The sequence below is a fragment of the Thermophagus xiamenensis genome (genome assembly GCF_900112795.1).
Lineage (GTDB): Bacteria > Bacteroidota > Bacteroidia > Bacteroidales > Marinilabiliaceae > Thermophagus > Thermophagus xiamenensis.
In genome coordinates this window covers 132562-150940 of record NZ_FONA01000008.1, presented here as the reverse complement: position 1 = coordinate 150940, position 18379 = coordinate 132562, and the positions used below count along the sequence as shown (strand labels likewise).

General features: G+C 40.6%; 25 protein-coding genes. 23 read left to right on the top strand and 2 right to left on the bottom strand.

Translation table 11 applies throughout. The annotated features are described in order from the left end of the window. The first annotated feature begins 82 nt into the window (after window positions 1-82). The gene (locus tag BM130_RS06605; RefSeq protein WP_010527041.1) at window positions 83-1642 is read left to right on the top strand and encodes an Rne/Rng family ribonuclease; all 1560 of its coding nucleotides are present in this window, start codon (window positions 83-85) and stop codon (window positions 1640-1642) included. A gap of 662 nt (window positions 1643-2304) precedes the next feature. Here BM130_RS06605 and BM130_RS15755 read toward each other — a convergent pair. Further along, window positions 2305-2430 (bottom strand): hypothetical protein, encoded by a 126-nt coding sequence (locus BM130_RS15755; RefSeq protein ID WP_258164877.1) that lies wholly within the window; start codon window positions 2428-2430, stop codon window positions 2305-2307. Window positions 2431-2502: 72 nt separating this feature from the next. Between BM130_RS15755 and BM130_RS06600 the strand changes: the two genes are divergently transcribed. Then, window positions 2503-5505 (top strand): PEP/pyruvate-binding domain-containing protein, encoded by a 3003-nt coding sequence (locus tag BM130_RS06600; protein ID WP_010527042.1) that lies wholly within the window; start codon window positions 2503-2505, stop codon window positions 5503-5505. Window positions 5506-5737: 232 nt separating this feature from the next. Here the strand turns inward: BM130_RS06600 and fabD are convergent, their stop codons facing one another. Then, window positions 5738-6625, bottom strand: a complete 888-nt coding sequence (fabD, locus tag BM130_RS06595) for an ACP S-malonyltransferase (protein ID WP_010527043.1) — start codon at window positions 6623-6625, stop codon at window positions 5738-5740. 569 nt (window positions 6626-7194) lie between these two features. Between fabD and rpsL the strand changes: the two genes are divergently transcribed. The 21 genes from rpsL to rplR all read left to right on the top strand — a co-directional run bounded on the left by rpsL (window position 7195) and on the right by rplR (window position 18374). Continuing rightward, window positions 7195-7569 carry a 30S ribosomal protein S12 gene (rpsL, locus tag BM130_RS06590; protein ID WP_010527044.1) on the top strand — a complete coding sequence of 125 codons (375 nt, stop codon included), beginning with the start codon at window positions 7195-7197 and terminating at the stop codon, window positions 7567-7569. A 122-nt stretch (window positions 7570-7691) separates the two neighbouring features. Then, window positions 7692-8168: a 30S ribosomal protein S7 gene (gene rpsG / locus BM130_RS06585; RefSeq protein WP_010527045.1), complete on the top strand. Its 477-nt coding sequence runs from the start codon at window positions 7692-7694 to the stop codon at window positions 8166-8168. A 40-nt stretch (window positions 8169-8208) separates the two neighbouring features. Beyond that, window positions 8209-10320: an elongation factor G gene (fusA, locus tag BM130_RS06580; protein WP_010527046.1), complete on the top strand. Its 2112-nt coding sequence runs from the start codon at window positions 8209-8211 to the stop codon at window positions 10318-10320. Window positions 10321-10341: 21 nt separating this feature from the next. Further along, a complete protein-coding gene (gene rpsJ, locus BM130_RS06575; protein ID WP_010527047.1) occupies window positions 10342-10647 on the top strand; it encodes a 30S ribosomal protein S10 in 306 nt (101 codons plus the stop codon). 22 nt (window positions 10648-10669) lie between these two features. Further along, entirely contained in the window at window positions 10670-11287 is a 618-nt protein-coding gene (rplC, locus tag BM130_RS06570) for a 50S ribosomal protein L3 (RefSeq protein ID WP_010527048.1), read from the top strand. After that, window positions 11287-11916, top strand: coding sequence for a 50S ribosomal protein L4 (gene rplD, locus BM130_RS06565; protein ID WP_010527049.1), 630 nt, complete (start codon window positions 11287-11289; stop codon window positions 11914-11916). Before rplC ends, rplD begins: the two co-directional genes overlap by 1 nt. Before the next feature lie 11 nt (window positions 11917-11927). Beyond that, the gene (gene rplW / locus BM130_RS06560; RefSeq protein WP_010527050.1) at window positions 11928-12221 is read left to right on the top strand and encodes a 50S ribosomal protein L23; all 294 of its coding nucleotides are present in this window, start codon (window positions 11928-11930) and stop codon (window positions 12219-12221) included. Window positions 12222-12226: 5 nt separating this feature from the next. Next, on the top strand, window positions 12227-13051 hold the full coding sequence (rplB, locus tag BM130_RS06555) for a 50S ribosomal protein L2 (RefSeq protein ID WP_010527051.1): 825 nt from the start codon (window positions 12227-12229) through the stop codon (window positions 13049-13051). Window positions 13052-13072: 21 nt separating this feature from the next. Then, complete coding sequence (rpsS, locus tag BM130_RS06550) at window positions 13073-13342, top strand: 30S ribosomal protein S19 (protein WP_010527052.1); 270 nt, start codon at window positions 13073-13075, stop codon at window positions 13340-13342. 34 nt (window positions 13343-13376) lie between these two features. Further along, on the top strand, window positions 13377-13787 hold the full coding sequence (gene rplV, locus BM130_RS06545) for a 50S ribosomal protein L22 (RefSeq protein WP_010527053.1): 411 nt from the start codon (window positions 13377-13379) through the stop codon (window positions 13785-13787). A gap of 10 nt (window positions 13788-13797) precedes the next feature. After that, window positions 13798-14505: a 30S ribosomal protein S3 gene (gene rpsC, locus BM130_RS06540; protein WP_010527054.1), complete on the top strand. Its 708-nt coding sequence runs from the start codon at window positions 13798-13800 to the stop codon at window positions 14503-14505. Between the two features lie 30 nt (window positions 14506-14535). Continuing rightward, complete coding sequence (gene rplP / locus BM130_RS06535) at window positions 14536-14967, top strand: 50S ribosomal protein L16 (protein ID WP_010527055.1); 432 nt, start codon at window positions 14536-14538, stop codon at window positions 14965-14967. Window positions 14968-14972: 5 nt separating this feature from the next. Beyond that, entirely contained in the window at window positions 14973-15173 is a 201-nt protein-coding gene (rpmC, locus tag BM130_RS06530) for a 50S ribosomal protein L29 (protein ID WP_010527056.1), read from the top strand. 5 nt (window positions 15174-15178) lie between these two features. After that, window positions 15179-15436: a 30S ribosomal protein S17 gene (gene rpsQ, locus BM130_RS06525; RefSeq protein ID WP_010527057.1), complete on the top strand. Its 258-nt coding sequence runs from the start codon at window positions 15179-15181 to the stop codon at window positions 15434-15436. 2 nt (window positions 15437-15438) lie between these two features. Continuing rightward, a complete protein-coding gene (rplN, locus tag BM130_RS06520) occupies window positions 15439-15804 on the top strand; it encodes a 50S ribosomal protein L14 (RefSeq protein WP_010527058.1) in 366 nt (121 codons plus the stop codon). Between the two features lie 19 nt (window positions 15805-15823). Continuing rightward, a complete protein-coding gene (gene rplX, locus BM130_RS06515; RefSeq protein WP_010527059.1) occupies window positions 15824-16144 on the top strand; it encodes a 50S ribosomal protein L24 in 321 nt (106 codons plus the stop codon). Then, window positions 16144-16701 carry a 50S ribosomal protein L5 gene (gene rplE, locus BM130_RS06510; RefSeq protein WP_010527060.1) on the top strand — a complete coding sequence of 186 codons (558 nt, stop codon included), beginning with the start codon at window positions 16144-16146 and terminating at the stop codon, window positions 16699-16701. The genes rplX and rplE overlap by 1 nt, the downstream gene beginning before the upstream one ends. Window positions 16702-16705: 4 nt before the next feature. Next, entirely contained in the window at window positions 16706-16975 is a 270-nt protein-coding gene (gene rpsN, locus BM130_RS06505; RefSeq protein ID WP_010527061.1) for a 30S ribosomal protein S14, read from the top strand. A 55-nt stretch (window positions 16976-17030) separates the two neighbouring features. Then, window positions 17031-17426 (top strand): 30S ribosomal protein S8, encoded by a 396-nt coding sequence (gene rpsH / locus BM130_RS06500; protein ID WP_010527062.1) that lies wholly within the window; start codon window positions 17031-17033, stop codon window positions 17424-17426. A gap of 17 nt (window positions 17427-17443) precedes the next feature. Further along, a complete protein-coding gene (gene rplF / locus BM130_RS06495; protein WP_010527063.1) occupies window positions 17444-17995 on the top strand; it encodes a 50S ribosomal protein L6 in 552 nt (183 codons plus the stop codon). Window positions 17996-18017: 22 nt separating this feature from the next. Next, window positions 18018-18374, top strand: coding sequence for a 50S ribosomal protein L18 (rplR, locus tag BM130_RS06490; RefSeq protein WP_010527064.1), 357 nt, complete (start codon window positions 18018-18020; stop codon window positions 18372-18374). Window positions 18375-18379 lie beyond the last annotated feature (5 nt).

Sequence of the window (18379 nt, the reverse complement as noted above, 5' to 3'; positions counted from 1 at the left end):
ATGGCCAAAGTGCCGTTTGTTCTTTTGTTGTTTTCATTTAAGTCGTTCTTTGAAATAGTGATAATTTAATTTAATTCGTATTGTGAGTGCAGAACTATTTGTAGATGTAACTCCCAGCGAACTTGTCATTGCTTTGCTTGAAGATAAGCGTTTGGTAGAACTTCGGCGAGAACCGAGCAATGTCAAATTTGCCGTTGGCGATATTTATTTGGGCAAGGTAAAAAAAATTATGCCCGGATTAAATGCTGCCTTTGTGGATGTCGGGTATGAGAAAGATGCTTTTTTGCACTATCTGGACCTGGGACCACAATTTTTAAGCCTAAATAAATATATTCAGCAAGCCAAAACTAAAAAAGGGAGTATCTCTTTGCACAAATTTAAACCGGAAAACGACATTAATAAATCGGGAACCATTTCCGAAGTATTGTCAAGCGGTCAGGAAGTATTGGTACAAGTTGCCAAAGAACCTATTTCAACCAAAGGGCCCAGGCTTACTTCAGAAATTTCAATTGCTGGTCGGAATCTTATCCTTATTCCTTTCTCAGACCGCGTATCGGTAAGTCAGAAAATTAATTCTCCGGAGGAACGAAGCCGTTTGAAGCGGCTGCTTTTGAGTATTAAACCTAAAAACTACGGTGTTATCATTCGAACCGTAGCTGAAGGTAAAAGGGTGGCCGAATTAGACAAAGAACTTCGTACGCTCATTAAACGATGGGAAGATGCGATAGCCAGAATTCGCGACATTAAAGCTCCCGGTCTTGTCTTGGGAGAAATTGGTCGTACCTCTGCCATCCTTAGAGATCTTCTTAATCCTTCTTTCCAATCGGTGTTTATTAACAATGCCGATGTCTTCAGGGAGGTTAAGGAATATGTGGAACTTATAGCTCCCGGAAGAGAAAAAATTGTAAAGCTTTACAGGGGGAATGCGCCTCTTTTCGACCAGTTTGGAATTGAAAAACAAATTAAAGCCCTTTTTGGCCGCACGGTCTCTTTTAAAAGTGGAGCATACCTTATTATCGAACATACCGAAGCTCTGCATGTAATAGATGTTAATAGTGGCAACCGGTCAAAATCAGCATCAGACCAGGAAACCAATGCTGTAGAAGTTAATCTTGCTGCAGCCGAAGAAATTGCCAGGCAGTTAAGGCTTAGGGATATGGGTGGTATTATTGTTGTCGATTTTATTGATATGCAATCTGCCGAACACCGTCAACAGGTTTACGAAAAAATGAAACAAGTGATGGAGTCCGACAGAACCAAACACAATATTTTACCACTCAGTAAGTTTGGGCTGATGCAGATTACCCGGCAAAGGGTTCGGCCCGAAATGCATATTGACACCAGTGAAAAGTGCCCTGTGTGTCACGGAAAAGGGAAAATTACACCTTCCATCCTGTTTGCCGATACTTTGAATGATAAAATCCGGTTTGTTGTGCAAGAATTGAAAGTGAAAAGACTAACCTTGTGGGTTCATCCTTATATTTATGCCTACTTGAAGCAAGGATTTCCATCGCAGATTTTTAGATGGAAACTTAATCTTGGTTTTGGTATTAAGGTGAAACCCGCCGATTCTCTTGCATTTCTTGAATACAAGTTTGTTGATGATAAAACTAAAAAACAGATAGTGCATCCGGGTATTTAAGGGCTCTGTTTTTTTACTTGTATATTTAAAGAAATGAGTAATTATATGTTTAATATTTTGGAATTCTGAATGTCTTTTATTATTGACATTTAGGAAATAGCCATATTTTAATTACCCTGTCTGATTCATTTTATTTGAACAGATGTTTAGGGGGAAATAAAAAGCTTTAAAGAAAAATTTATAGAGGGTGCCTAAAAACACATTATTATTTTGTGGCAATTGGTGATATTTTGCGGAACAGTTTGTTAAGCAAAATGTTATCCATATTACACAAAGTATTACAGAGTTTTTAGGCACCCTCTTTTTTTTGCTTTTCTACCGGGTTGGTTCGCCCGGCTGGTAAAAATATTCATATGCCGGGGGGATAAAAGCGCTTCGGGTGAAGAATTTTCTTTTCCTGCCATAGGTTTACCTCTTCCTGCCCGCCAGGAAGCCTGTTAACATTGCCGGGAAGGCCTAATCATCTGCCCGGAACCATTAAAATAATGCCAGCGCCTGCCAATTATTGGCAGGAGGAGCCGAAGAATCGCCGGGAAACCCCAAAGTTGCGCCAGCGACTTTAAATAGGTGGCAGGGAAGATACATTTTTTGCCGGGAATGGAAATTTTTTGCCCGGCTGTGATTAATATGTCGTTTAAATGTATCTGGGGTTGCCCTTTTTCTTATAGTTTTAGCCGGATGGATATTTCTCTTAATTTCCTTTTGTATCCTGACTGGTCGATACTTTGGCTCAATGCCGGGACGTTATCTTTTCTGTTGCAGTTGTTTCCCAAATTAAGCTGTTTCATCCCGGTCTAAACTTTTGTTTTTTCGCTAAAATCTCATACCTTGTTTTGGTTTTCTTAATTCTTGTTTAGCTTATGATTAATGATAATCAATATGTTGAGCTATCCAAAATCTATAAACGAAAAAAGACCGATCAGGATATTTTTCAGGAACTGATGTCCTTTAAAGTGACAGAGGTACTTTTGGTAGCTACTTATTATGATTCTTATTCCATTGTAAGGGAAGGACGTTTCTTTGATAAGATTTTTGGCGAATATTTGCAGCTCAATCTGTTTTCGGCCCCCCGGATTACCAGTGTTGCCACTTACGACGAAGCGTTGCAGTTAATAAACGAACGAAAGTTCGATATGGTGATCTTAATGGTCGGGTTGGATAAAACCATGCCGCTAACCTTAAGCCGGGAAATTCGTCGAATTTGCCCCTCGCTTCCGGTTCTTTTAATGGTAAATAATAATGAAGACCTTAAATATTTTGACCACACATCAGCGTTGGAGGGTAATATTGATAAAGTTTTTGTTTGGAATGGCGATTCCCGTGTTTTCCTGGCCATGATTAAATATGTGGAAGATAAGGTTAATGCCGCAAATGATGTAAAGGTCGGAGATGTGAGAATTATTTTACTGGTAGAGGACTCTCAACGCTATTATTCGCGTTATCTGCCAATGTTGTATTCTATCATTATGATTCAAACCCAGAATATTTTGGCAGAAGAAAGCTCGGACCAGACTCATAAAATTCTTAAGATGAGGGTTCGCCCCAAGGTGTTATTGGTAAGTACTTATGAAGAAGCCGTCGAAATTGTTGATCAGTATCTTGATAATTTAATCTGTGTTATTTCCGATGTTAAGTATATGCGCAAGGGAGAACCCGATGAGAATGCCGGGGTTGACCTGATTAAATATGTAAAAAGTAAAATTAACATTCCTACCCTTCTGCAGTCATCTGATCCGGAAAATGCTCGAAAAGCTGAGGTGGTTGAGGCCGATTTTATCGATAAAAATTCTGACACCCTCAGCATGGACCTTTATAATTTTATCCATCAGAAATTGGGATTCGGAAATTTTGTTTTTACCAATTCCAGAGGGGTTACTTTGGCTACTGCCCGGAATCTAAAAGAATTTATAAAGTGTTTGAGAGAAATACCTTCTGAATCGTTACTTTATCATGCCCGCCGAAACGGTATTTCTACCTGGTTGATGGCTCGCGGTGAAATTTCTATTGCCAAGCGATTAAGACCTTACAGGATCGAGGATTTTGACAGTACTACAAAATTACGACAGAAGATTTTGGATATTTTTGAAGAGGCTCGGTTAGAGCGTATGAGAGGCCGCGTTGTTCCTTTCGATCCTGCACTGGTTAAAGAAGATAAGTTTGTAATGCGCATTGGAGATGGTTCGTTTGGAGGAAAAGGAAGAGGGTTGGCTTTTCTTAGTAATTTTATTGAAAACATTGATTTTCTGTCAATAGTCCCTGATTTAAATATTAAAATACCACCCACTACCATTATTGGTGCAGGTGAGTTTTCGGTGTTTCTGGAGAAAAATCATTTGTTTGAAACGGTTTACGAAGAGAAAAACTTTGAATCTATTAAGCAACAGTTTTTAGCTGCCGACTTGAGTGATGAGGTTGAACGCAAATTGCGGCAGTATATTGAGTATATGGATGCACCGTTGGCTGTGAGATCGTCCGGCCTGTTCGAAGACAGTCTTTTACAACCTTTTGCCGGAGTCTTCTCTACCTTCGTGCTTCCCAATAATCATCCAAATCCTGAAGTGCGGTATGCTCAGTTGGCTTCTGCAATAAAATTAGTTTATGCCTCTATTTTTAGTCCTACTGCCAGAGCTTATTTCGAAGCGGTACATTACAAAATAGATGAGGAAAAAATGGCCGTTATTATTCAAAAATTGGTAGGCCAAAAAGCTCATAATCGTTACTATCCTCATATCAGTGGGGTTGCTCAATCGTTTAATTATTATCCCTTCTCATATATGAAGCCCGAAGATGGTTTTGCAGTTATTGGTGTGGGATTAGGGAAATATGTTGTAGGTGGAGAGAGGGCCTGGCGGTTTTGTCCGCGTTATCCGCGACTTGAACTGAGTTCTTTAGGCGACCAGATTAAAGATTCACAGCAGTATTTTTATGCTGTCGATATGGAAAAAGAGGAGGTCGACTTTTTGAAAGAAGGCGAAGAGGCTTTTATCAGTAAATTAGATATTAGAGAGGCCGAGGAAGACGGTAATCTGAAACATTGTGCCAGTGTTTACGATCCTAATAATGATCGTTTGGTTAATGATTTTTCTATCCCTGGTCCCAGGGTGGTGAATTTTGCCGATATTTTAAAATATGATATGGTGCCATTGGCCCGTACTTTAGATGTTTTATTGCGTTATTTCCGGGAAGCTATGGGTGCACCTGTCGAAATTGAATTTGCCTTAGATCTGGATCCGGGCGATCGTGGGAATCCCACTCTCTGGTTGTTGCAAATAAAACCGCTCATTCGTCTGGAAAAACATATGGATGTGGATTTTTCCGATGTGGTTCGGGAGCGCGTTTTTATTCAATCCGAAAAAGGGATGGGTAATGGACGTTACGATCACATCTGTGATGTGGTATTTATGAATGTTGAAAAATTTGACCGGACTAAAACACGACAAATGGCTCAGGAAATTGCGCATATAAATGAAACGATGGAGCAGGAGGGACGGGAATATGTTTTGATTGGTCCTGGCCGTTGGGGTACGCGTGACCCCTCTACCGGCATTCCGGTTTTTTGGTCACAAATATCGAAAGCTCGTGTTATTGTGGAGATGGGACTACCCGATTTTCCTTTGGATGCTTCGTTGGGATCTCATTTCTTCCATAATGTTACCTCAATGAACATTGGGTACTTTTCTATTCAGCAACAAAACAAAAATGAATTTGTAAACCTTGATTTTCTAAAAAAACAACAAGTAATCCAGGATACCGGTTTTTTTACTCATGTACGTTTTAATACCCCGTTAACCATTTTGATGGATGGCAAGCAACAAAAAGCGCTGGTCATGTGGAATGATTCCCCGGATAGAACGATGGAGTAATCCTGAATCGAGCATGATCAGGAGAGTTGGGCATACCAATATGTAGAGGTGGAAAAAACTGATGTGGAAGTGTACAGGCAAAAGGAGCTTTTAGTAATTAATGAACCGTATTCGTGTTGATTTCCCCAGTGACTGTTGACGAACCATTAAAAACAAAATAGATTGATATAAAACAAAGAGAGGAGGCTAATTGGGTTATATTGGAACATTAGACACCTCTCTCTGGTTTGTTTTATTGCAACTTGTTAATTCCTTCAGTGGTAACTTTTCGGTCAATTTTTTTGATTAACCCTTGCAACACTTTTCCCGGACCAATTTCAGTAAAATGGTCGGCACCATCGGCCAGCATATTGTGAATGGTTTGTGTCCATTTTACCGGCGCTGTTAATTGTGAGATTAGATTAGCTTTAATTTTTTCGGGATCAGTATAAGGTTTGGCATCCACATTTTGATATACCGGACAAACGGGAGTATTGAATGCAGTATTATTAATTGATTCGGCTAATTCGGCACGAGCAGGCTCCATCAATGGTGAATGAAATGCACCACCTACCGAAAGTTTTAGTGCTCTTTTGGCACCTTTTTCGGTTAATATTTCACAAGCTTTGTCGATACCTTCGAATGTTCCTGAAATTACCAATTGTCCCGGGCAATTATAGTTGGCTGGCACAACGATTTCATCGATAGATTGGCAGACCTCTTCAACAACGGAGTCCTCTAATCCGACAATTGCCGCCATGGTTGAGGGTTGCATTTCACAAGCTTTTTGCATGGCCATAGCCCTTTGGGATACCAGTTTTAATCCGTCTTCAAAAGAGAGTGCCCCGGCCGCTACCAGAGCAGAAAATTCACCTAACGAATGTCCCGCAACCATCTCCGGACTAAATGATTGTTCTATGGTTTTGGCTAGAATGACAGAATGCAAAAATATTGCCGGTTGAGTGACTTTGGTCTGCTTTAAATCTTCGTCCGTGCCTTCAAACATAAGGTCGGTAATTCGAAAGCCCAATATTTCATTGGCTTTTTCGAATAGTTCTTTGGCTAAGGGATGATTTTCATAGAGATCCTGCCCCATTCCAACATATTGAGCACCCTGGCCGGGAAATACGTATGCTTTCATTTCTTTTTGGTTTTAAAAAATTTTATTCTTGGCGGTGCAAATATACAATATGTTTTATTCTTTTTTCTTAGATGATTCTTTGGGCGGTGTAAATGAGATGTTCTTCAGCCAATTTTTTAAAATTTATTAGGTTGAGCATTACATTTCTTAAGTGGTTGAGAGCTTTGCTCATTACTGTCCTATTCCAATTTTGTTGCCGGGGCATTAATGGTTCAATTTTATGCCCAATTGCTGCTTTTGTTCAAAAAATTAAGTGCTGTCAAAAACAATAAAAGTTGATGTTTTGCAAGTGTTAAAAAAACAAAAAACTTTAAGGGAGGTGCGGCAGATTGAAAAATGAGGAGCCAATTTGTCGGTTGCACAAAAAGATAAAAACCATTTTTAACCAATTCTTTACACTAAAAAAATCGTATAATGTTATGATTTTTCATTTGAAAATTAGTACTTTTGCACCGCTTTTTTGTGCCAAGGAGTGAAAAATATTGAAAATCAATACAGTTTTTGCAGAAAAAAGCTACCTTTGCAACCCGTTTTAACAGAGAATATTAAGTTTAAAAATAAATGACTATATGCCAACAATTCAACAGTTAGTAAGGAAAGGACGGAAGAAACAGGTTGAAAAAAGTAAATCACCTGCCTTGAATGGTTGTCCGCAACGTAGAGGGGTATGTGTACGGGTTTACACCACAACTCCCAAGAAACCGAACTCAGCAATGCGTAAAGTTGCACGGGTAAGGTTGACGAACGGAAAAGAAGTGAATGCTTATATCCCGGGTGAAGGTCACAACTTACAGGAACACTCTATTGTGTTAGTTCGTGGTGGCAGGGTTAAAGATTTGCCCGGTGTAAGGTATCACCTTGTTCGTGGTGCTCTCGATACTTCCGGTGTGGAAGGTCGTACACAGCGTCGTTCTAAATACGGTACAAAACGTCCTAAAAAGTAATTTAAGTTTCATGATGGTTTTGTTTATTGGTTTGTAAACAGTGGTTGAGTAAATGACCCCCCGACGGGTCGTTGAAGACTTGAATACAGCCAATAAAAAAGCTAATAAACAAAAAGTTAGAAATGAGAAAAAGCAAACCAAAAAAGAGAGTCATTCTTCCCGATCCCAAGTATCATGATACATTGGTGACTCAATTCGTTAATAATTTGATGCTGAATGGAAAAAAATCTGTCGCTTTCAATATTTTTTACGGTGCGATGGATATGATTGCAGAGAAGGCTGAAAAGGAGGGACTATCTTCTCTAGAGATGTTTAAGAAAGCTTTGGAAAATGTTACACCTTCAGTCGAGGTAAAAAGTCGACGCGTTGGTGGGGCTACATTCCAGGTTCCAACCGAAATTCGTCCCGAGCGTAAGGTTTCGGTAAGTATGAAGAATTTGATAACATTTGCCCGTAAACGTAGCGGCAAATCTATGGCAGAGAAACTGGCTGCTGAAATTGTTGCGGCATACAACCAAGAGGGTGGCGCTTTCAAAAGGAAAGAAGATATGCACAAAATGGCTGAAGCTAACCGTGCATTTGCTCATTTTAGAATTTAAACTTAATCATTATATAAAGAGGATAGCTTAGAGGATTATTATGGCAAAGGCTAACTTAAAATACACGAGAAATATCGGAATCATGGCGCATATCGATGCCGGCAAAACTACCACTACCGAGCGCATTTTGTTTTATACCGGTATGACCCATAAAATAGGGGAAACGCACGATGGTTCCGCTACGATGGATTGGATGGAGCAGGAGCAAGAGAGAGGTATTACCATTACTTCCGCTGCCATTACAACGCAATGGAAATACAATGACCAAGAGTACAAAATCAACATCATAGATACCCCCGGCCACGTTGACTTTACTGTTGAAGTAGAACGTTCGCTCAGGGTTTTGGATGGTGCTGTTGCTGTATTTTGTGCTGTTGGAGGTGTAGAACCTCAGTCCGAAACGGTATGGCGTCAGGCCAATAAGTATGGCGTACCCCGTCTGGGGTTTGTTAATAAGATGGACCGTTCAGGTGCCAACTTTTTTGAGGTGGTACGTCAAGTGAAAGAAGTATTAGGAGCTAATCCCGTTCCTATTCAAGTGCCTATTGGTGCAGAAGATAGTTTTAGAGGGGTTGTTGACCTAATTGAAAATAAGGCCGTTGTTTGGTACGATGATGACATGCTGGGTACCAATTATAAATTGGAGGATGTGCCTGCCGATATGGCCGATGAAGTGGCCGAATGGCGTGGTAAGCTTATCGAAGCTGTGGCCGAGTATGATGATGAATTGATGGAAAAGTATTTCGAAGATCCCGATTCCATTACCAAAGAACAAATTATTGATGTTCTGAGAAAGGCCACCATCGATCTGAAAGTTGTGCCCATGTTATGTGGTTCTGCTTTTAAAAATAAAGGAATTCAGAGGTTACTCGATGCTATTGTGGGTTTCCTGCCTTCGCCCGTTGATGTGGCCGAAATTGAAGGTACTAATCCTAAAACCGGTAACACCGAAAGCCGCCCGCATGATGAAAATGCACCTTTTACAGCTCTTGCGTTTAAAATTGCTACCGATCCTTTTGTGGGTCGACTCGCTTTTATTAGGGTTTACTCGGGTAAAATTAATTCAGGATCGTATGTGTGGAATTCACGGACCGAGAAAAAGGAACGTATTGCCCGTCTTTATCAGATGAAATCCAATAAGCAGCTGCCAAGGGAGGTTATCTCAGCTGGTGATATCGGCGCTTGTGTCGGGTTTAAAGATATACGTACCGGAGACACATTGTGCGAAGAAAAGCATCCTATTGTGTTAGAATCAATGGATTTCCCCGATCCGGTTATCAGTGTTGCCGTTGAACCCAAGAGCCAGAAAGATTTGGATAAACTGGGTAATGCCTTGTCCAAACTTTCAGAAGAGGACCCCACTTTCCAGGTTAAAACCGATGAAGATAGCGGGCAAACCGTTATTAGTGGAATGGGTGAGTTGCATCTGGAAATTATTATTGACCGTTTGCGTCGTGAGTTTAAAGTAGAATGTAATCAGGGACGTCCACAAGTTAACTATAAAGAGGCAATTACTCAGACGGTTGAGCATAGAGAAGTATTTAAGAAACAAACCGGTGGTCGTGGTAAATATGCCGATGTTATCGTTCGGGTTGGTCCTGTTGACGAAGGACAAACCGGCCTTCAGTTTATCGACTTGGTTAAAGGCGGTAATATCCCTAAAGAATTCATCCCATCTGTAGAAAAAGGTTTCAAAGAAGCCATGAAAAATGGGGTGCTTGCCGGATTTAATGTTGATAGCCTGAAAGTAGAATTGCTTGATGGTTCTTTCCACCCGGTAGACTCTGATCAGCTGTCTTTCGAAATAGCTGCTCGTCAGGCGTTTAAGGCCGCTTGCAAGAAGGCAAAACCCGTTTTACTTGAGCCTATTATGAAGGTAGAGGTGGTTACCCCGGAAGAATATATGGGTGACATCATTTCTGACTTCAACAAACGTCGTGGACAAGTAGGAGGTATGGAATCGAAAGCGGGTGCCAGGGTGGTTAAAGCTATGGTTCCTTTGGCTGAAATGTTTGGTTATGTAACTTCGTTGCGAACTATTTCTTCAGGAAGAGCTACTTCCTCTATGGAATTTAGCCATTATGAAGAAGTTTCCAGAAATATTGCAATTGAAGTGGTGAAAGAGGCAAAAGGTAATGTTGAATTATTATAGAAACCGTTCTCATCTAGGATTATGAACCAAAAAATAAGAATCAAACTGAAGTCGTACGATCATAATTTGGTAGATAAATCTGCCGAGAAGATCGTGAAGACTGTGAAATCGACAGGGGCTGTCGTTAGTGGTCCCATTCCGCTTCCTACTCATAAACGGATTTTTACCGTGTTGCGCTCTACTTTTGTTAATAAAAAGTCGCGCGAACAATTTGAACTGGCATCATATAAACGGCTGATTGATATTTATAGCTCAACGGCTAAAACTATTGATGCCCTCATGAAACTTGAACTGCCTAGTGGGGTGGAAGTAGAAATTAAAGTGTGATCTAATTTTTAATTATAAAGCAATGCCAGGATTAATAGGAAAAAAAATCGGAATGACTTCCGTTTTCAGTGCCGATGGAAAAAATATTCCATGCACTGTTATCGAAGCTGGTCCTTGCGTCGTCACCCAAATTAAAACCAAAGAGGTTGATGGGTATGAAGCCGTGCAATTGGCTTTTGACGATAAAAAAGAGAAAAACACCACCAAACCAATGTTAGGGCATTTTAAAAAGGCTGGTGTTTCTCCCAAGGCCAAGCTGGTTGAATTGAGAGATTTTGAACAAGACCTGAAATTGGGGGATGTATTAACCGTTGACCTCTTTGAGGAAAACATCTTTGTTGATGTTACCGGAATTTCCAAAGGTAAAGGTTTTCAGGGGGTTGTTAAGCGTCACGGCTTTGGCGGTGTGGGCGATCAGACACATGGTCAGCATAACCGTCTCAGAGCACCCGGTTCGCTTGGAGGTTCTTCTTTCCCATCAAGGGTGTTTAAAGGCATGAGAATGGCCGGCCGTACAGGCGGTAAGCGCGTTAAAATTGAAAACCTGAGAGTTGTTAAAGTTATTCCCGAAAATAACCTTTTGATGGTTAAAGGGTCTGTTCCGGGACCTAAGGGTTCATATTTAATTATCGAAAAGTAATGGAACTGAACGTAGTTAATATCCAAGGACAGGAAACCGGCAGGAAAGTTCAATTGCCCGACTCTGTTTTCGGTATTGAGCCCAATGATCATGCCATCTATCTTGATGTGAAACAATTTTTGGCCAATAACCGTCAGGGTACCCATAAGGCAAAAGAGCGTTCTGAAGTTGCCGGTAGTACAAAAAAGATTAAAAGACAAAAAGGTACTGGTACTGCTCGTGCCGGTAGTATTAAATCGCCCTTGTTTAGAGGGGGTGGTCGTGTGTTTGGTCCGCGCCCGAGAAGTTATCGCTTTAAATTAAATAAAAAATTAAAGCAATTGGCGCGTAAGTCGGCTTTGGCTTACAAAGCTAAGAACAACGCTATTGTTGTTGTTGAAGACTTTACAATGGAGGCACCCAAAACCAAAGAATTTGTGAATATTCAGAAAAATCTGAAGCTAGATGGAAAGAAAACATTTTTTGTCTTTAAGAATGTAGATCAAAATGTAATTCTTTCAGCCAGGAATATTCCCAAATGTCAGGTGGCAAATCTAGCCAGTTTGAATACTTATAATATTATGAACGCCCAATCGCTTGTTTTAGCCGAAAGTTCGGTGGAAGAAATCGTTCAACTGTTTAACGCTTAACAAACTAAGTTATGAATAATATTATTATTAAGCCGATTGTAACAGAAAGAATGACCATGCTGGGCGATACCTTAAACCGATATGGCTTTGTTGTTGACAAGCGAGCCAATAAGCTTGAAATAAAGAAGGCCGTTGAAGAGATGTATGGAGTTACCGTTAATCGCGTTAATACCATGAATTATCAAGGTAAAGCCAAAGTACGGTATACCAAAAGCGGTATCATCAGCGGGCGTACTAATTCTTTCAAAAAAGCAATTGTAACATTAGCCGAAGGAGATAAGATTGATTTCTTTAGCAATATTTAATTGACATGGCAGTAAGAAAACTAAAGCCCGTTACACCAGGGCAGAGACACAAAATTATTGGTGCATTTGATACGATTACCTCAAGTGTACCAGAGAAGTCCTTGTTGAGGCCACTTAAAAAAACCGGAGGTCGTAACAACACCGGAAAAATGACCATGCGTTATATTGGTGGTGGCCACAAAAGGAAGTACCGAGTAATCGATTTTAAGAGAGATAAAGACGGTGTTCCGGCAGTGGTTGATTCTATTCAGTATGATCCTAATCGGAGTGCAAGAATCGCCTTGCTGGTTTATGAAGATGGTGAAAAACGGTACATTCTTGCACCTAATGGTTTGCAGGTAGGACAAAAGGTTTTATCAGGGCCCGGTGTGCCACCAGAAATTGGGAATGCTCTTCCTTTAGGAGATATTCCTTTGGGTACTATTGTTCATAATATAGAACTACGTCCCGGTCAGGGGGGAGCATTGGTACGCAGTGCAGGAACCTTTGCACAGGTATCTGCTCGCGAAGGAAAATATGCCGTTGTGAAATTACCTTCCGGAGAATCGCGAATGATCCTTACCACTTGTCGAGCTACTATTGGAGCTGTTGGTAATTCTGATCACGCATTGGAGCGTTCAGGAAAAGCCGGACGTTCGCGGTGGCTTGGACGTCGTCCACGAGTACGTGGTGTAGTGATGAACCCTGTAGATCACCCAATGGGTGGTGGTGAAGGTCGTGCTTCAGGGGGACACCCCAGATCACGGAAAGGCCTTCTTGCTAAAGGTTATAAAACCAGGAATCGCAAGAAAGCTTCTTCTAAATACATTCTCGAACGAAGGAAAAAGTAAACGGTTAATTGTATTTGAATTATGAGCAGATCTTTAAAAAAAGGACCCTATATTCATTATAAACTGGAACGTAAGATTTCAGCCATGAATGAGTCCGGCAAAAAGTCGGTTATTAAAACCTGGTCCCGTGCATCAATGATTGCTCCCGAATTTGTGGGGCATACTATTGCGGTTCATAACGGAAATAAATTTATTCCCGTTTATATTACCGAAAATATGGTAGGACATAAGTTGGGCGAATTTGCTCCCACGCGTACTTTCCGTGGGCATGCAGGTAACAGAAAGAAATGATCGCCCGTAGTTCTAATTATTTAATGAAAAAATAATGGGTGCAAGAAAAAGAATAAGAGCAGAAAAATTAAAAGAAGCCAGAAAACAGGAATGTGTTGCCAGGCTTCGTAATGTGCCTACTTCTCCCCGTAAAATGAGGCTCGTTGCCGATATGATTCGCGGCATGGAGGTTAATAAGGCACTCGATGTTTTGAAGTTTTCCACCAAAGAGGCTTCCCGACGGGTTGAAAAATTATTGTTGTCAGCTATCGCCAACTGGAAGGAAAAAAATGAAAATGTCCGGCTGGAAGATGCCAACCTCTATATTAAAGAAATTTATGTGGATTCAGGTCGTATTCTTAAACGGTTAAGACCAGCACCGCAAGGACGGGCTCACCGCATCAGGAAACGGTCGAACCACGTTACCATTAAGGTTGAGAGTAAGATTGAAAACCAAGAAAATTAAATTGAGCTAGATGGGACAAAAAGTAAATCCAATAAGTAACAGATTAGGAATTATCCGAGGATGGGATTCCAACTGGTTCGGAGGTAAAGATTATGGCGATAAGCTCTTGGAAGATTCCAAGATCCGTAAATATCTTAATGCTCGTCTGGCAAAGGCCAGTGTTTCACGTATCGTGATTGAACGTACTTTGAAACTGGTGACCATTACCGTGCATACTGCCCGGCCGGGTATTATTATCGGGAAAGGCGGACAAGAAGTGGATAAACTCAAGGAAGAGTTAAAGAAAATTACGGATAAAGAAGTTCAGATAAATATTTTTGAGGTTAAGCGACCGGAGTTGGATGCCATCATTGTTGCCAATAATATTGCTCGGCAACTTGAAGGACGTATTGCTTACCGCCGGGCGGTGAAAATGGCCATTGCCTCTGCCATGAGAATGGGTGCTGAAGGTATTAAAATTCAGGTTTCTGGCCGTTTAAACGGTGCAGAGATGGCCCGTTCCGAAATGTATAAAGAAGGTAGAACGCCCCTTCATACTTTCCGTGCCGATATTGATTACGCTAAAGCCGAAGCTCTTACAAAAACAGGTTTGATAGGTATCAAAGTTTGGATTTGTAAAGGCGAAATTTACGGAAAACCCGATCTTTCACCTAGTTATAGTGCGAAAGATTCAGGCGGTGGTCGCGGAAAAGGCGGTTTCAAGAAGAGAAGAAAGTAATCGTCGGTTAAACCTTTAATTGAACTAACGATGTTACAACCAAAAAAAGTAAAATACAGAAGACAACAAAAGGGAAGAATGAAGGGCAACGCCCAACGCGGGCATGAACTTGCATTCGGTTCTTTTGGTATTAAGTCATTGCAATCAAAATGGATTACCGGTCGGCAAATTGAGGCTGCCCGGGTAGCAGTGACACGTTATATGCAACGTCAGGGTCAAATATGGATACGTATTTTCCCAGATAAACCTATTACCAAGAAACCTGCTGAGGTGAGAATGGGTAAAGGGAAAGGTAGCCCCGAAGGTTTTGTTGCTCCCGTTACGCCCGGACGTATTCTTATCGAATGCGACGGAGTACCATATGATGTAGCTAAAGAAGCCTTACGTTTGGCTGCTCAAAAACTACCCGTTACTACTAAGTTTGTAGTTCGTAGGGATTATGTCGAATCTTCAAATGATTAAGAGGTATGAAAAGTTCGGAAATTAGAGAAATGACACCAAGCGAAATTAAAGAGCGTATTGAAACGCTTAGTCAGGAACTGGTTCGCATGAAAATTAATCATTCCATTTCGCCTCTGGAAAATCCAATGAAGATTAGACACACCCGACGTGATATTGCACGCTTGAAAACTATCTTGCGTCAAAAACAATTGAATGAAAAACAATGAGTTTTATGGGAACCAGAAATCTTAGAAAAGAAAGAACAGGCATTGTGGTGAGCAACAAGATGGACAAATCTATCGTTGTGGCAGTGGAAATACGTGAAAAACACCCCATTTACGGTAAATTTGTAAAAAAGACCAAAAAGTTTCATGTTCATGATGCCGAAAATGCCTGTAATGAAGGGGATATGGTACGAATAATGGAAACCAGACCCTTGAGTAAAACCAAACGTTGGAGATTAGTTGAAATTCTTGAAAGAGCTAAGTAATCATGATACAACAAGAAACCAGACTGAATGTTGCTGACAACAGCGGTGCCAGAGAAGTCCTTTGCATTCGCGTCCTGGGTGGTACCGGACGTAGGTATGCTTCCATCGGCGACCGCATTGTGGTGACTGTTAAAAGTGCCTTACCGTCTAGCGATATGAAAAAGGGCACTGTGAGCAAAGCAGTGGTAGTTCGTACAAAGAAAGAAGTAAGACGTCCCGATGGATCTTATATCCGCTTCGACGACAATGCTTGCGTTTTGCTCAACAATGCCGGAGAAATGCGTGGCACACGTATCTTCGGTCCCGTTCCACGTGAATTACGCGACGGTTATATGAAAATTGTTTCATTGGCGCCCGAAGTGCTTTAATCTTTTATTTTGAAATATTATGGGGAAATTACATATTAAAAAAGGCGACATCGTTATTGTAAATACCGGTGTCTATAAAGGTCAGGAAGGAAGGGTGCTGGAGGTCTTTCCCAAAAAAATGCGTGCCATTGTGGAAGGCATTAATTTGGTTAGTAAACACACCAAACCCAATGCCGAAAATCCACAAGGCGGTATTATTAAAAAAGAAGCACCTATTCATATTTCCAATCTAAACCTGAAGGATCCTTCCACAGGGGAAGCTACCCGTATAGGTCGTAGACTTAACGACCAGGGTAAATTGGTTCGTTATTCAAAAAAATCAGGAGAGGAGATTAAGTAATGAGCTATACACCTACATTAGAAAAAAAATATAAAGAAGAAATTGTTCCGGCTCTTCTGAAAGAGTTCGGATACAAATCGGTTATGCAGGTCCCTAGATTGGAGAAAATCGTTATTAACCAGGGTGTAGGCGCTGCTGTGGCAGATAAAAAACTGGTGGATATCTCTATCAATGAATTAACTGCCATTACCGGACAAAAAGCTATACCCAGGTATTCCAAAAAGGATATCTCCAATTTTAAACTGCGTAAAGGGATGCCTATTGGGGCCAGTGTAACCCTGCGTCGTGACAAAATGTATGAATTTCTGGAGCGTTTGATTCGTGTTGCTTTGCCTCGTATTCGAGATTTTAAAGGTATTAGTGATAAATTGGATGGACGAGGTAATTACACCTTAGGTATTCAGGAACAAATTATTTTTCCTGAAATTAATATTGATCAGGTGAATAAAATTATGGGTATGAATATTACCTTTGTCACCTCTGCCGACACGGATGAAGAAGCCTTTGCTTTACTCCGGGAATTCGGATTACCTTTTAAAAACCTTAAAAAGAACTGATTTTATGGCAAAAGAATCCATGAAAGCCCGTGATAGAAAACGGGAAATACTAATTGCCAAGTACGCTGAAAAAAGAGCCAGGCTTAAAGCTGCCGGTGATTATGAAGGGTTGCAAAAATTACCACGCAATGCTTCGCCCGTTAGAAAACATAACCGGTGCAAAATTACCGGACGTCCTAAAGGTTATATGCGTCAGTTTGGAGTTAGTAGGATTACTTTTCGTGAATTAGCCTCCGCCGGATTAATTCCTGGTGTAAAAAAGGCTAGTTGGTAAGGAGAGTAAGTGTTAAATATTGTCCCGTTAGCGGGATCAATTTAAACTTAAGAAGATGACAGATCCAATTGCAGATTATCTGACTAGAGTCAGAAACGCCGTAATGGCTAAGCATAAGGTTGTTGAGGTGCCTGCCTCCAACCTTAAAAAAGAAATGACCAAGATTTTATATGATCAAGGTTATATCTTAAATTATAAGTTTATTGACGACGGTAAACAAGGTGTCATTAAAATGGCACTTAAGTATGATCCCAAAACTAAAGAAGCCGCTATTAAAAAATTGATACGTGTTTCTAAACCCGGTTTGAGAAAATATGCCGGGTACCGTTCTATTCCTCGTGTTTTGAACGGACTTGGGATTGCTATTGTATCCACCAGTCAAGGGGTTATGACCGACAAAGAGGCTCGGTTGAAAAAAATAGGTGGTGAAGTTTTGTGTTACGTTTATTAAAAAAAGGAGGTTTAGTTATGTCAAGGATAGGAATTTTACCAATTAACATACCTTCGGGCGTTAGCGTAACTGTTAAAGAAAATGTTGTTACCGTTAAAGGCCCAAAAGGCGAACTTCACCAGGAAATCAACCCCGATATTACGGTGGAAGTGAGTGAAGGAACAATCAAAGTGAAAAGGCCCTCAGATGAGAAAAAATATAAGGCTTTACACGGTTTATATCGATCTCTGATTAACAATATGGTTGTCGGTGTTTCTCAAGGATACCGGAAACAATTAGAATTAGTGGGAGTTGGATACCGTGCTCAAAATAACGGGCAGGTTTTGGAACTCTCCTTGGGCTATTCACACCCTATACATATTCAATTGCCCAAAGAAATAAAAGTTGAAGCCAAAACCGACCGTAAAAGTAATCCTTTAATTACTCTTGAATCGGCCGATAAACAACTTCTTGGACAGGTTTGTGCAAAGTTGCGCTCCTTACGTAAACCTGAACCTTATAAAGGAAAAGGTATTCGCTTTGTCGGGGAACAAATTCGTCGTAAGGCTGGTAAGAGTGCTAAGGTTTAATCTGAGTAAATTTTTTTAAGATATGGCTTTTTCAAAACTAAATAGAAGACTAAAAATTAAAAGAAGGGTCCGGAAAAAAATTAGCGGAACCGCTGAAAAGCCCCGGATGTCTGTTTTTCGTAGTAATAAACAAATTTCGGTTCAGCTTATAGATGATAAAACCGGAAGAACCCTTGCAGCTGCCTCTTCGCTCGTAAAAGAAATCGCTTCTCATAGCGGAACGAAAAGTGAAAAAGCTGCTATGGTCGGGAAATTAATTGCTGAACGTGCCCTTAAAGCTGGCATTCAGCAAGTGGTTTTCGACCGCAATGGATATTTATATCATGGGAGAGTTAAACAATTGGCCGAAGCTGCAAGAGAGGCCGGTCTTAAATTCTAAATATT